The sequence below is a fragment of the Komagataeibacter europaeus LMG 18890 genome (genome assembly GCF_000285295.1).
In the GTDB taxonomy this organism is placed as follows: domain Bacteria; phylum Pseudomonadota; class Alphaproteobacteria; order Acetobacterales; family Acetobacteraceae; genus Komagataeibacter; species Komagataeibacter europaeus.
In genome coordinates this window covers 38,291-51,076 of the sequence record NZ_CADP01000003.1, presented here as the reverse complement: position 1 = coordinate 51,076, position 12,786 = coordinate 38,291, and the positions used below count along the sequence as shown (strand labels likewise).

The 12,786-nt window shown below is 61.8% G+C and carries 10 protein-coding genes; 2 read left to right on the top strand and 8 right to left on the bottom strand.

What is annotated here, in order from left to right:
- Positions 1-75: 75 nt before the first annotated feature.
- Entirely contained in the window at positions 76-1,284 is a 1,209-nt protein-coding gene (locus GEU01_RS02820; RefSeq protein ID WP_019084860.1) for a molybdopterin molybdotransferase MoeA, read from the bottom strand.
- Positions 1,285-1,442: 158 nt separating this feature from the next.
- Between GEU01_RS02820 and rpmG the strand changes: the two genes are divergently transcribed.
- Positions 1,443-1,610, top strand: coding sequence for a 50S ribosomal protein L33 (gene rpmG / locus GEU01_RS02815; RefSeq protein WP_003620129.1), 168 nt, complete (start codon positions 1,443-1,445; stop codon positions 1,608-1,610).
- A 73-nt stretch (positions 1,611-1,683) separates the two neighbouring features.
- On the opposite strand, the gene GEU01_RS02810 is transcribed toward rpmG, so the two are convergent.
- Together GEU01_RS02810 and eno are read right to left on the bottom strand one after the other, a co-directional pair.
- Positions 1,684-2,013 carry an FtsB family cell division protein gene (locus tag GEU01_RS02810; protein WP_010507854.1) on the bottom strand — a complete coding sequence of 110 codons (330 nt, stop codon included), beginning with the start codon at positions 2,011-2,013 and terminating at the stop codon, positions 1,684-1,686.
- 61 nt (positions 2,014-2,074) lie between these two features.
- The gene (eno, locus tag GEU01_RS02805) at positions 2,075-3,355 is read right to left on the bottom strand and encodes a phosphopyruvate hydratase (RefSeq protein ID WP_026018449.1); all 1,281 of its coding nucleotides are present in this window, start codon (positions 3,353-3,355) and stop codon (positions 2,075-2,077) included.
- A 136-nt stretch (positions 3,356-3,491) separates the two neighbouring features.
- Between eno and GEU01_RS02800 the strand changes: the two genes are divergently transcribed.
- On the top strand, positions 3,492-3,974 hold the full coding sequence (locus GEU01_RS02800) for a DUF3429 domain-containing protein (protein WP_019084857.1): 483 nt from the start codon (positions 3,492-3,494) through the stop codon (positions 3,972-3,974).
- 173 nt (positions 3,975-4,147) lie between these two features.
- Here GEU01_RS02800 and GEU01_RS02795 read toward each other — a convergent pair whose 3' ends face one another.
- The 5 genes from GEU01_RS02795 to GEU01_RS02775 all read right to left on the bottom strand — a co-directional run bounded on the left by GEU01_RS02795 (position 4,148) and on the right by GEU01_RS02775 (position 12,675).
- Positions 4,148-6,469: a xanthine dehydrogenase family protein molybdopterin-binding subunit gene (locus GEU01_RS02795; RefSeq protein ID WP_019084856.1), complete on the bottom strand. Its 2,322-nt coding sequence runs from the start codon at positions 6,467-6,469 to the stop codon at positions 4,148-4,150.
- On the bottom strand, positions 6,462-6,935 hold the full coding sequence (locus GEU01_RS02790) for a (2Fe-2S)-binding protein (RefSeq protein ID WP_010507850.1): 474 nt from the start codon (positions 6,933-6,935) through the stop codon (positions 6,462-6,464). The genes GEU01_RS02795 and GEU01_RS02790 overlap by 8 nt, the downstream gene beginning before the upstream one ends.
- Before the next feature lie 21 nt (positions 6,936-6,956).
- Positions 6,957-8,285, bottom strand: coding sequence for a cytochrome c (locus GEU01_RS02785; RefSeq protein ID WP_019084855.1), 1,329 nt, complete (start codon positions 8,283-8,285; stop codon positions 6,957-6,959).
- A gap of 382 nt (positions 8,286-8,667) precedes the next feature.
- Positions 8,668-11,055, bottom strand: coding sequence for a glucose/quinate/shikimate family membrane-bound PQQ-dependent dehydrogenase (locus tag GEU01_RS02780; protein WP_026018448.1), 2,388 nt, complete (start codon positions 11,053-11,055; stop codon positions 8,668-8,670).
- 138 nt (positions 11,056-11,193) lie between these two features.
- On the bottom strand, positions 11,194-12,675 hold the full coding sequence (locus GEU01_RS02775) for a mannitol dehydrogenase family protein (protein ID WP_026018447.1): 1,482 nt from the start codon (positions 12,673-12,675) through the stop codon (positions 11,194-11,196).
- Between the last annotated feature and the right edge of the window lie 111 nt (positions 12,676-12,786).

Here is a 12,786-nt window from a genome sequence, read left to right as displayed (position 1 = left end):
ATGATGGAACAAACCAAAAACCTGTTCACATGTTCTATATTGGTTCCCCACGCCGCGTCAACCGGCGTAACTGACCTATTCCAGAACGCGATCGATACGGATTATGTCGCACGGCTCCCCCGCCTTTGCCGGGGGGGCATGGGGCGCACGCAGGATCAGGGCGCCGCTTTGCGCCAGCACATGCAGCATGGCCGAATCCTGTACGGCGAAGGGGGTCGCCACCAGACGTCCGTCCGCATCATGACCGAGTCCCGCGCGCAGGTGATCCATGCGCCGGTCGTTTTCGGGCACGTCCGCCCCCAGTATCGCGTGTTCCGGCGGCACAACCGGCGTGGCCAGCCCCGCCATGCGGCGCAGGGCGGGCAGGATGAATACGACCGAACAGACAAACGCCGCCACCGGATTGCCCGGCAGGCCGATAAATGGCAGGCGGCCCAGATGCCCGTACATAAGCGGACGGCCCGGCCGCATGGCGATTTTCCAGAAATCGGTTTTCAACCCGACCTGTTCCAGCCCACACCGCACAAGGTCATGGCTGCCAACACTCGCGCCGCCTGCGGTCACCAGCATGTCCACGCCATCGACCATGCGTTCCAGCGTGGCAAGGTCGGCCATGTCGTCACGCAGCATCGGCAGCATGACCGGGTCCGCTCCCGCCGCGCGCAGCAGGGCGGCCAGCATGGGTGTATTGGAATTGGCGATCTGTCCCGCCCCGATCCCGCTTCCGGGCAGCAGCAGTTCATCACCCGTCGCGGCAATGGCCACGCGCGGGCGGCGCGTCACCCGCACCCATGCATGATTGGCTGCGGCGGCAAGGGCGATGTCACGCGCCGACAGCCTGCGGCCCGTGGGAATGACTTCCTGGCCTTCGACAAAATCCTGGCCCCTGCGCCGGATATAGGTGCCGGGGGGCAGGGTGGTGGTCGTGGTAACGGATGCGCCTTCCGCCTGTGCATTTTCCTGTATCAGGATGGCATCCGCGCCGGATGGCACAACCGCGCCGGTGAATATGCGCACGCATTCACCTGCTCCCACCGCGCCGGCGAAGGGGTGACCCGCGGGTGCGGAACCGATGCAGGTCAGGCGCGCGCCCTGTACCGACAGGTCCGCGGCACGCACCGCGTAGCCATCCATGGACGAGACATCGGCCGGGGGATTGGACAGCCGGGCGATGACGGGGGCCGCGCTGACGCGCCCACAGGCATCGGTCAGGGCCACGACCTCGGATGGCAGGGGAAATACCCCGTCAAGAATCCGTTCGCGCGCTTCCGAGACGCTCAACATCGTGCACTGCGCTCCTTTTTTACCCATTGTGTGCGAATTTAATCAGAAATATCGACCAAGGCGCTTGACCTGCGCCTTGTGTATGCGCATTTTCCGCCCACTTGAACCACTGCTGTACCTGAATGTTCCAGCAGCGGCAAAGCAGTGCTGAGGATATCATGGCCAAGACCAACACCATCCAGATCAAACTCGTTTCCACGGCGGACACCGGCTACTTCTACGTGACCAAGAAGAACGCCCGTGCCCAGACCGGCAAGATGGAAATGCGCAAATACGACCCCGTCGCCCGCAAGCACGTGGCCTTCCGCGAAGCGAAGATCAAATAATCTTCCGCGCAAACGGATACAAAAAAACCCCGGTAGTTTTTCCGGGGTTTTTTTGTGCCTGTCGGTTGGGCGATCAGTACAGATGGTCGTGTTCGCCATAGGGCACGACGATTTCATCCTGCCGGGCCAGGTTCTGCATGGAGCGCGCGCGTTCATCCAGCAGGTCGGTATCCAGCGCCCCTTCCTTCAGGCCCCGCACGCGGCGCAGCCAGACTTCCTGTTCCGCTGCCGCATCCTTTTGGGCGGATCGTGCCTCATCCAGCAGGTGAAGCTGTGCGGCATAGCTGTGCAGCCCATGTTCGCCCCGCATGACATTCCAGCCGAAATAGGCCGTAAGCCCGATAAACAGGGCAGGGGGGATGGTTGCCCCCATCACGCGCTTCATGATCTTGCCCAGCTGCATCGTAACCCTTTCCCCGCCATGTCCTGTTACCGGACGGGATTACCCCGTCCGGCATGGGATGTCACCCGTTCTTCAGGATCGTGCGCCCGGCGTAACGGGCAGCCGTGGCCAGTTCGTTCTCGATACGGATCAGCTGGTTGTATTTCGCCGTCCGATCCGAACGTGAAAGCGATCCGGTCTTGATCTGCCCGCAATTGGTCGCCACCGCCAGGTCGGCGATGGTGCTGTCTTCCGTCTCGCCCGAACGGTGGCTCATCACCGCCGTGTAACCGGCATGCTGCGCCATCTGCACGGCTTCCAGCGTCTCGCTCAGCGTGCCGATCTGGTTGACCTTGACCAGCAGCGAATTGGCGACGCCTGCCTTGATGCCACGACGCAGGCGGTCGGGATTGGTCACGAACAGGTCATCCCCCACCAGCTGCAGCTTGTGTCCAAGGTTGGCGGTCAGTTCAGCCCAGCCTTCCCAGTCATCTTCCGCCAGACCGTCCTCGATGGAAATGATGGGATAGCGGGCGGAAAGATCGGCCAGATAGGCGATCATGCCAGCGGCATCGAGGCTCTTGTCCTCGCCCTTCAGTTCATAACGCCCGTTCCTGTAGAACTCGGTCGCGGCGCAATCGAGTGCGAAGGTCACGTCGTCACCGGGGCGGTATCCCGCCGCTTCGACCGCGCGCATCATGAAGCCCAGTGCCTCATCGGCCGATTTCAGCGCGGGCGCGAACCCGCCCTCGTCACCGACGTTGGTGTTGTAGCCAGCGCCCGACAGGCTTTTCTTCAGCTGGGCAAAGATTTCCGAACCCATGCGGATCGCATCCGTAACCGTGGGCGCGCCCACCGGCTGGATCATGAATTCCTGGATGTCGATGGGGTTGTCGGCATGTTCGCCACCGTTGATGATGTTCATCATCGGCACGGGCAGGGTGCGGGCATACACGCCGCCGACATAGCGGTACAGCGGGGTCTGCAGTTCCTCCGCCGAGGCCTTGGCAACTGCCAGCGACACGCCCAGAATCGCGTTCGCGCCCAGACGGGACTTGTTGGGTGTGCCATCGAGGTCGATCATCGCCTCGTCAATGGCGACCTGATCGGTCGATTCCACGCCCTGCAGGGCTTCAAGGATTTCGTGCTCGACATGGCCCGCAGCCTCGAGCACACCCTTGCCGCCATAGCGTTTCGGGTCGCCATCACGCAGTTCGACGGCCTCATGCGCGCCGGTGGACGCGCCCGAAGGGACCGCAGCCCGGCCTTTCGCGCCGGATGCCAGTTCGACGTCCACCTCGATGGTGGGATTGCCACGGCTGTCGAGTATTTCGCGGGCGATGATATCGATAATGGCGCTCATGGTATCTGTTTCCTCAGATTTGACATTATGGGGATACGGCATACGACCGCATGCATATCCTGCCCCACGATAACAGATGCCACGCATCATGCCAGAGTAGGGTATGCACAACATGACAAGATAGGAGAGACCCGCCGTGAAACGCCTGCCACTGCTTGCCATCGTCACCGCGCTGGCAAGCCTGCTGCCACTGGTTGGCTGCACATGCGCGATCCTGTTCCTCACCCCCGACCATACGCCACGCCTGCTGACGGCGGCCGTGGGGTATGGCGCGGTCATGCTGTCCTTCCTCGGCGCGGTCCACTGGGGATTGGCGCTGGAACAGCCCGATATCGTCCCGGCGGGCAGCACGCAGCGCCTGACCAACCTGCGTCTTGCCATGGGGGGAGCGCCTGCCTGCATCGGTTGGGTGGGGCTGTGCCTTGCTACGGTGCATGAACTGATCGGGCTGCTGATCCTGATCGCGGGATTTGCCGCCACTGCTGTCGTGGAACGCATGGCCTGGCAACGCGGGGCCATGCCGCGCGGTTACATGACATTGCAGTGGTTTGTCATATGCCTGGCGGAACTGTGCTTTCTGGCCATACTGGCCGCCTGCATGGGTATGCGGCCGCATTGATAATTCCGGTAAATCATAAAGGAATTTCTGGTGAAGCTTTTTCAGGAAGCTTCCCGAAATGCCGCCTTCCTGAAAAAAGGCGACCCCCAAAAACTTTTATTTTTTATCCCAGACAATAAAAAACCCCGGCATGCACCGCATACCGGGGTTTTTCGTATTCAGTGTGTATGCGCCTAGCCGTTCTGCAGGCCGCGCAGCACATCCGCCGGACGGACCGGCATATGACGCAGGCGGACACCCACGGCATTGAATATGGCGTTGCCGATTGCAGGACCGACCACCGTCGTGCCCGGTTCACCCAGACCCATCGGCTTTTCGGTGCTGGGCAGGAACTCGATGTCCATTTCCGGCGTGTCGGCAATACGCAGTGGCGTATAGGTGTTCAGGTTACGGTCAACCGGCATGCCGTTGACGATTTCCGTGTTCTCGAACAGGACCATGCTCAAGCCCCACAGCGCAGCACCCTCGGTCTGGGCCTTCGCGCCATCAGGATCAACCACGGTACCCGCATCGACCACGATGGTCAGCTTCTGGCATGTCACGACGCCCGTGCTGCGGTCCACATGCACCTGCGCCACACAACCGATCCACGTCGGCATGCCGCGTTCCTGCCCCGCCGTGGTGGCAAGGCCCATCGCGGTGTCCTTGGGCAGGTTGGTCTTGCCCCAGCTCACCTTTTCCATAAGCCTGCGCACGACAGCGGCCTGACGCAGCGCGCCGCCGACGGAATCGGGCGCCTGCCCCTTGTTACGGCCCTGCGCGGTCAACAGTTCAAGACGGAACTGCGCAGGATCCTTCTTCTGGCGGTGCGCGACTTCATCAAGGAAGCACTCGACCCCCCAGCTGGTCCAGCCGGGGCTGACCGAACGCAGCCAGCCGGGACGGAATGTCTTTTCCGCCAGGTCATTACGCAGCGCACGCACCCGGAAGGCACCGACTTCGTACCAGTGGTCGCCACCAGCGATGGCGAACTGGTCATACGGCTTGCCATCCACGCCCTTTTCCATGAACGCTTCGGCCATCACGCCCGTGGGCCAGCCCGCAGCGGCCTGGTAATCCATGGCGGTGATCCTGTCGCTGGCGTCGAACGCCATGCGGACACGCTGGACCGAAGGCGAGCGGAAGGAATCGAACTGCATGTCATCCGACCGCGTCAGGATCAGCTTGACCGGCTTGCCACCCAGCGCCTTGGACGCAAGGGCGGCCGGGATCATGTAATCCCCGTTCAGCCGGCGGCCAAACCCGCCACCCAGCAGGTAGCTGCGCAGGATGACCTTGCTTTCAGGCACCTGCAGCGACTTGGCCAGCGTGGGCAGGATCAGGCTCTGCCACTGGTTACCCGCGTGGATTTCGTAAACACCGTCCTTTTCAAAGGCCAGCGCGTTGGTCGGTTCCAGCTGGTAATGCAGCACGGATGCACAGGTATATTCCTGATCCATGACCGTATGCGCACTGCCAAAGGCCTGGTCCACGCCATCATCATTGAAGATGTAGACGCCGCCTGCCTTGTTGTTGATCAGTTCGCGGCCACGGTCCTGAATGTCGCGTTCGGACGTGTGGATCGTCTCACCCGGCGTCCATTCAACCTTCAGCGCATCGGTCGCGCGGATGGCGGCGCTGTAGCTTTCCGCCAGAACCACGACCCAGCCCTGCACGACCTGCGACGGATCATCGATCAGCAGATAGCGGACATAGCCCTTGATCTTCCTGGCCTCGGTATCGTCAACCGAACGGACCTTGGAGCCATAGCGCGTCGGCGGCATCTTGGGGCGGCCATACAGCATGCCCTCCACCTTGGCGTCGATGCCATAGATGGCCGTGCCGTTGGTCTTGGCCGGAATGTCCAGCGCCTTGAGTTCGGCATTGCCGATCAGCCTGCGTTCGCTGGCGGGCTTGAGCGGCAGCTTGGCCATTTCCTCGGGCGTGAAGGAATGGGACGGATGCCCCTTGGCCACGATGTCGCCAAAGCTGATCTGCTTGCCACCGGCACTGACGATGCTGTTGGCGACCGTGCACTTGTCCGGCGTGGTGCCCAGCAGGCGGGCGCCTTCCTCGACCATGGCCGTGCGCGTCGCGGCGCCGGCCTGGCGGAAGACGTCCCATGTCATCCACACCGACCAGCTGCCACCGGTAACCATCAAGCCCCATTTGGGGTCGGTGTCCACGTAGTTGATGCGGACCTTGCTCCAGTCGGCTTCCATTTCATCCGCGATGATGCGGGCAAGGGCGGTGCCGATATGCTGGCCCATTTCCGCGCGGATGATGTTGACCGTGATTTCCCCATCGGGTGCGATCGAACACCAGATGGTGGGTTCGAACGCCCCGTCACCCGGCAGCGACCGGTCGAGCGGGAAAATCTGGTTGGCGGATGAAGGACGCGCGAAGCCAAACATGACGCCGGCGCCAAGGGAGGTGACAAGGAAGCCGCGACGTGACAGGGAAGCCTGTTCACGGCGTCCGTCCTTGCCAAGGCGGAAGCGGTTTAATCTACCCATTTGATGCATCTCCGCGTGCGGTGGCCGCGGCCTTCTTGATGGCCTCACGAATGCGAATATAGGTCATGCACCGGCACAGGCTGCCAGCCATGACGGCATCGATTTCCTCATCCGTGGGAGAGGGGTAATCCTTCAGCAGGCTCACGGCCTGCATGATCTGCCCGGACTGGCAGTAGCCGCACTGCGGCACCTGGATTTCACGCCAGGCCTGCTGGACAGGGTGGTTACCCTCAGGATCGATGCCTTCGATCGTGGTGATGTCAGCGCCTTCGGCGGCGCTGACGGGGGTCACGCAGGAACGGGTGGCCCGGCCACCGATATGGATGGTGCACGCACCACACATGCCGATGCCGCAACCGAATTTCGTTCCGGTCAGGCCAACTTCGTCACGGATGACCCACAGCAGGGGGGTATCACCCGGTACGTCAACGGTTACTTCCCGTCCATTGAGGCGAAAGGTCGTCATGTTCTAGCTCCGTCTTTCAGCTCAATGGGACGACGCGACAGGGGGAACGGGCAGGGTCTTGCGAACCTCGCCCGCCTTCTTCTCCAGATCGGTCCACGGCGGCAGGGTCGTGCGGGTCGCACGCAGGTAGGCCGCCAGGCGGGCCAGATCCGCATCCGAGAAGGAATGATAGAAACTGGGCATGGAAACGGTGGATATACCTTCCGTCGTGCCAATGCCACGCAGGATGACCTGGAACAGGTTGGTCGGCTCATCCAGCCACAGCGCATTGTTCAGCGCCAGGTCGGGGCGGCCTTCAACCGGCTGCGGTCCGGCATTGGCGTGACACGCGGCGCAGGCGCCGGCATACAGCTTCGCGTTCGGGTTCACCTGCGGGCCGACCAGATCCTTCATGGATGCCTGCATGGCCCATGCAATCGCCTTGGGGTCCTGGCTGACGCGGGTTGCGGAATGGTCGATCTGGGCCAGGTAATGCGCAATGGCATGCACGTCGGATTCCGGCATCTCGCTCAGGCCACCATGGACCACGGGCGACATGGGACCGGCGGCGCTGCCATGCAGTGGGGCGGAACCGAAGCGCAGGTACTTGAAATACTCGTCCTCGGTCCAGACAACCGGGGTCGGGTTGTGTTCATTGAGCGGCGGCGCGATCCAGTTATCCACCGGGGCGCCATCATACGGCGCGCTGGCCTTTTCCGCACCCATGAGATTACGCGGCGTATGGCATGCCGAACAGTGGCTCAGCCCTTCGGCCAGGTACGCGCCACGGTTCCACTCGGCATCCTGGCTGGGATCATTCTTGAGCGGGCCTTCATGCAGGAACAGAAGTTTCCAGCCCGCCTGTTCCAGACGGATGTTGAAGGGGAAGCCCACCGTGTTGTCACGCTTGACCGAGTGCACCGGCTCCCGCGTCATGAGGAAGGCATAGACATCATCGATGTCCTGATCCGTCATGTGCGTGAAGTGATCAAACGGGAAGGCCGGGAAAAGCTGCGTGCCGTCACGCGAAATGCCCTTGCGCATGGCGCGCTTGAAGGCGGCTTCCGACCAGCGGCCTATACCCGTTTCGGGATCAGGCGTGATGTTGGAGGAGAAGATGGCGCCAAACGGCGTATCCATCTTGTAATCGCCCGCCAATTCGACACCACGCTTGCCATCCGTGCGGGTATGGCATTCGGCGCAGTAGCCGCCGGCGGCCAGCACGCGCCCGCGCTCGACCTGCGCTGCGGAAAAGGAGGAAGGAGGAGGCGGTGCAACCGGCGCAATGGCCGGATACCACGCATAGGCAAGGAACCCGACGCCACCGGCGACACCGATTCCCACAATCGCTGCTGCAATACGTTTAATCACGATGTTCTCGCGGTTGTGAAAGTCATCATATCACCCCGTATCATCCGCCCGGTTCCAGTGCCGGTATGGCGCGAAACACAAGAAACAGCGCGTCGTTGCACTGTCCTGAAGGCACCGGAACTGCCGTATGTGCGGGAACATCGGCGCCACGGCGGAAACTTTGTATTACCGTTTCCTAATCAAGCCGTTTGGTGGCGCGTAAGATCAAAGCTGTAATAAGAGTTATTTATTTATAATATGAATATAGCAGGACCCCCGCAAACCCCCGAATAAATGGGCCTGCAGTGTCCTGTCACAGCGATATCTATATACCAATGAATATAGATGGAACCGGCCATGTCAAGCCGGGGAAGGGAAAAATCCTTCCCCGGCCCTGCACGGTTCAGTTCTGGTCGGGCAGGCTGTAGGCGACGATGTAGTCACCCAGCTTGGTGCCAAACGACCCGTGGCCACCATCGGCGGTCACGATGTACTGCTTGCCATCCACCGCATAGGTCATGGGCGTGGACTGGCCGCCGGCAGGCAGGCGGTCCTGCCACAGGACGCGGCCATTGGTCACGTCATATGCACGGATGTAGTAATCCAGTGTGGAGGTCAGGAACGCGACCCCACCCGCGGTGGTCAACGGGCCACCAAGGCTGGGCACGCCCATCTTGATGGGCAGGGGCAGCGGCGCGCTGTCACGGATCGTGCCGTTGCGGTGCTTCCACACGATCTTGTTGGTGCGCAGGTCGATACCGGACATGTAGCCCCATGCCGGCTGCTTGCACGGCAGGCCGAAGGGCGACAGGAACGGATGCAGGTCAACGCCATAGGGCACGCCAAACTGCGGCTGCACGCCACTTTCGCTGCCTGATGGCAGGGACTTGTCAGGTGTCGCCGGGTTGTTCGGGCCACGCGGGATCAGCCTGGACACGAACGGGATGGCGATGGGGTTGGCGATCGCGATCTGGCGCACGGGATCAACCGCAAGGCCACCCCATTCAAACATGCCCAGGTTGCCGGGGAACACCAGCGTACCCTGCAGCGAAGGCGGCGTGAACGTGCCATCGTAGCGCAGGCGGTGGAACATGATGCGGCAGACCAGCTGGTCATACATCGTACCACCCCACATGTCCGCATCGGTCAGCAGCTTGCTGGGGCGGAAGGTCAGCTGGGAGAAAGGCTGCGTGGGCGACACGTGATCGCCAGGCGCCGCACCCTGCGGCACGGGACGTTCGGGCGCCGGCACGACCAGATGGCCATTGCGACGGTCCAGCACGAAGATGTTGCCGGTCTTGGCCGGGGCATACAGCGTGGGAATGACCTCGCCCTGTTCGTTGCGGATATCGACCAGGCTGGGCTGGGCGGGAATGTCCATGTCCCACAGGTCATGATGGACGGTCTGGTAGCTCCATACCAGCTTGCCGGTGGACGCGTTCAGCGCCACGATCGAACTGGCATAGCGTTCGGCATCCGCGCCGCGGTTGCCGCCCCAGATATCGGGCGTCTGCACGCCCATCGGGATGTAGACCAGGTCCAGATTGGCGTCATAGGACGACGTGATCCACGAATTGGGGGAATTGGGCACGAAGGTATGGTGTTCGGACGGCATTTCGTTCGGGTCAGGATTGCCGGGGTCGAACGCCCATTTCAGCGCGCCGGTATGCACGTCGAACCCACGCGTCACACCAGAGGGTTCATGCGTGGAATAGTTGTCGGTCACCGCACCGGACACGATTACGGTGGTATCGGTCACGACCGGGGGCGATGTAGGTTCGTAAAAGCCCAGCGTCTTGACGGGCATGCCATCCTGCAGGTTCACCACGCCATTATTGCCGAACGATGCGCAGCGGGCGCCGGTTTCGGCATCCAGCGCGAACAGCTGTCCGTCATTGGTGGGCAGGAAGATGCGGCGCGCGCATTCCACCGGTGTCGCATTCGCATCAGCAGACTGCGCCTCGGCCCTGTCCTCATGATAGGACACGCCACGGCATGTCAGGTGCTGGAAGGTGGGGTTGTACGCCAGTTTTGGATCGAACTTCCACCGCTGCCTGCCCGTTTTGGCATCGAGCGCGAACAGGATCTGGTGGGGCGTGCACAGATACAGCGTATCACGGATCTTGATGGGCGTGACTTCATCGGTGATTTCACCGGGGTCATTGGGACCACGCAGGTCGCCTGTGCGGAATGTCCATGCGACTTTCAGCTTGCTGACATTATCGGCATTGATTTGCCTGAGCGTGGAAAAACGGTCCCCGAACTGCGTGCGGCCGTAGGCCTGCCAGTCGCCATCGGGCATCTGGTGGGCGTCACCGGGTTCGGGGGCGTCCTTCGCCACCGGGGGCAGGTTGCCCGCGATATCCTGCGGGTCCCCCATCAGGGCGAAGCCGACCACGACCACGGCCGCGCCAATCGCGCCCAGCAGCGGCATGCGCGCGCCCATGCTTGCAGGCTGCAGGTGTCGCGTCACCCATGGCAGCGCCAGCACGATCCCGATGGGGACAAGGATATCCCCACGTGGTGCAAGCGCCCAGAAGTCAAACCCGGCTTCATTGACGGCCCACGCCATCGTGCCAAGCAGCAGGACCGCGTAAACCGTAAGCGCGGATGCCTGTCGCCGGAACAGCAGGAACGCCGTCACCAGAAGCAGGACACCCGCGACAACATAGTAGAAAGACCCTCCGATAAGGCACAGCCACAGGCCGCCGCCCAACAGGTAAAGACCTGTCAGGCCACAGACGGCTATGGCTGCCGCCAGGAGGGGAGCCGAGCGTATAAGGCTATTCATAAGTTTTCCTGATTACCGTGATACAGTCCGAACATTCTCCCATGAGAAAACGTAGGACTTCACGCCGGGTCAAGCCAAACTTGATGAATAAATCGTGTGTCAGAATATTTCAGGGCGCATTTTCAGCACCCTGAACGTCTATTTCCCCTTGGATACAACCGTTGCCAGCGTCGCCCGCGTGCCATTGTCGCGGATGGACTGCCGCAGGGACAGATAGACCTGTACGAATCCGGGGTTATCACCCAGTTCCCACCCGGCGAAGGCACTCATGTCCAGTGCATCCTCCAGCCGTGGCGATGCGGCCTTCACCCGGTCATCATCGGTCAGGTGCGGTTCGACAATGGCATAGGCCTGCCCCTTGTCATCATGACCACGCAGGTACTCGGCGTAACAGGCCACGACAAACGCGATGCGGTCCACCGGGCGCCGGTGCGCGATCACGCCCATGGCCGTGCTCTTGATGAACATGGGCAGCTTGGACGTGCTGTCGGACGCAATACGCAGAAGCTGGTCACTGATCGCGCGATTGCGGAAGCGGTGCAGCAGGCGCCTGCCATATTCGGTCAGCGCCATGCCCGGCGGGGCATGCAGCAGGGGTTCGGCGTCGAAGGCGAGGTACTGCTCGACCAGGGTGACCTCGTGCAGGTCTTCCATGATTTCACTGACCACGCGATACCCCGACAGCACGCCCGACAGGCCCAGAAGCGAGTGGGAGGCATTGAGCATATGCAGCTTCACCTCCTCATATGGCTGGACATTATCCGTGAACTGTACGCCGACGGCGTCAAGTTCGGGGCGACCGGCGCAGAATTTGTCTTCCACCACCCACTGGATGAAATCCTCGCAGAAGACGGGAATACGGTCATCAATACCGCTTTCCGCATCAAGCCGGCGGATATCATCGGGATGGACGGCCGGGGTAATGCGATCGACCATCGTGCAGGGGAAGGTGACGTTTTCCTCGATCCACTGTGCAAGCCCGGCATCACGCGCACGCGCCCAGCCCAGGAAGGCGGTGCGCGCGACATGGCCGTTCTGGGGCAGGTTGTCACACGACAGGATGGTAAACGGCCCCGCGCCGCTTTCACGCCGCCTGCGCAGCGCCTCGGTCAGCAGGCCGAACACGGTGTGCGGCACCGCGCGCTTCAGGTCCTCGGCGATCAGGGGATGGTCGACGGGGAATACGCCGTTTTCATCAACATAATAGCCGCCTTCGGTCACGGTCATGCTGACAATGCGGATTGCCGGATCGGCCAGCCGCGCGATGGTGGCCGCACGGTCGGCGGGGGCATACATGTATTCCGTGATGGAACCGATCACCCGCACCACATTGGGCGCATCGTGGGCACATTCGGTCAGGGAATACAGGCAGTCCTGCGCCGCCATGTCCTTCGCCTTCTCGGCCTCATGCGGGTTTTCCATCAACCCTATGCCCAGCAGGCCCCAGCCGGCCTGACCGGGACGGTCCAGCACGCGGTCCATGTAAACCGCCTGATGGGCACGATGGAAATTGCCCACGCTGATATGGGCAATACCAGGCGTCACCTTGCTACGGTCATAGGCAGGCACGAGGATATTACCCGGCAGATGGGGCAGGGTCGTATTATTGAGTACGGTCATGAACCATTTTCCACGGAAAGTATCCACGACGCGTAATAAGAAATGCATGATCATACAACCCGGCAATACCGCGTACCTGCGGTTGACACCGGTCAGGGCAGGGGAGACAGC

What these genes read in the sequence shown, in the direction of transcription:
- GEU01_RS02820 (WP_019084860.1), bottom strand. Translation starts at nt 1,284, where the DNA reads ATGTTGAGCGTCTCGGAAGCGCGCGAACGGATTCTTGACGGGGTATTT.
- rpmG (WP_003620129.1), top strand. Translation starts at nt 1,443, where the DNA reads ATGGCCAAGACCAACACCATCCAGATCAAACTCGTTTCCACGGCGGAC.
- GEU01_RS02810 (WP_010507854.1), bottom strand. Translation starts at nt 2,013, where the DNA reads ATGCAGCTGGGCAAGATCATGAAGCGCGTGATGGGGGCAACCATCCCC.
- eno (WP_026018449.1), bottom strand. Translation starts at nt 3,355, where the DNA reads ATGAGCGCCATTATCGATATCATCGCCCGCGAAATACTCGACAGCCGT.
- GEU01_RS02795 (WP_019084856.1), bottom strand. Translation starts at nt 6,469, where the DNA reads ATGGGTAGATTAAACCGCTTCCGCCTTGGCAAGGACGGACGCCGTGAA.
- GEU01_RS02790 (WP_010507850.1), bottom strand. Translation starts at nt 6,935, where the DNA reads ATGACGACCTTTCGCCTCAATGGACGGGAAGTAACCGTTGACGTACCG.
- GEU01_RS02780 (WP_026018448.1), bottom strand. Translation starts at nt 11,055, where the DNA reads ATGAATAGCCTTATACGCTCGGCTCCCCTCCTGGCGGCAGCCATAGCC.
- GEU01_RS02775 (WP_026018447.1), bottom strand. Translation starts at nt 12,675, where the DNA reads ATGACCGTACTCAATAATACGACCCTGCCCCATCTGCCGGGTAATATC.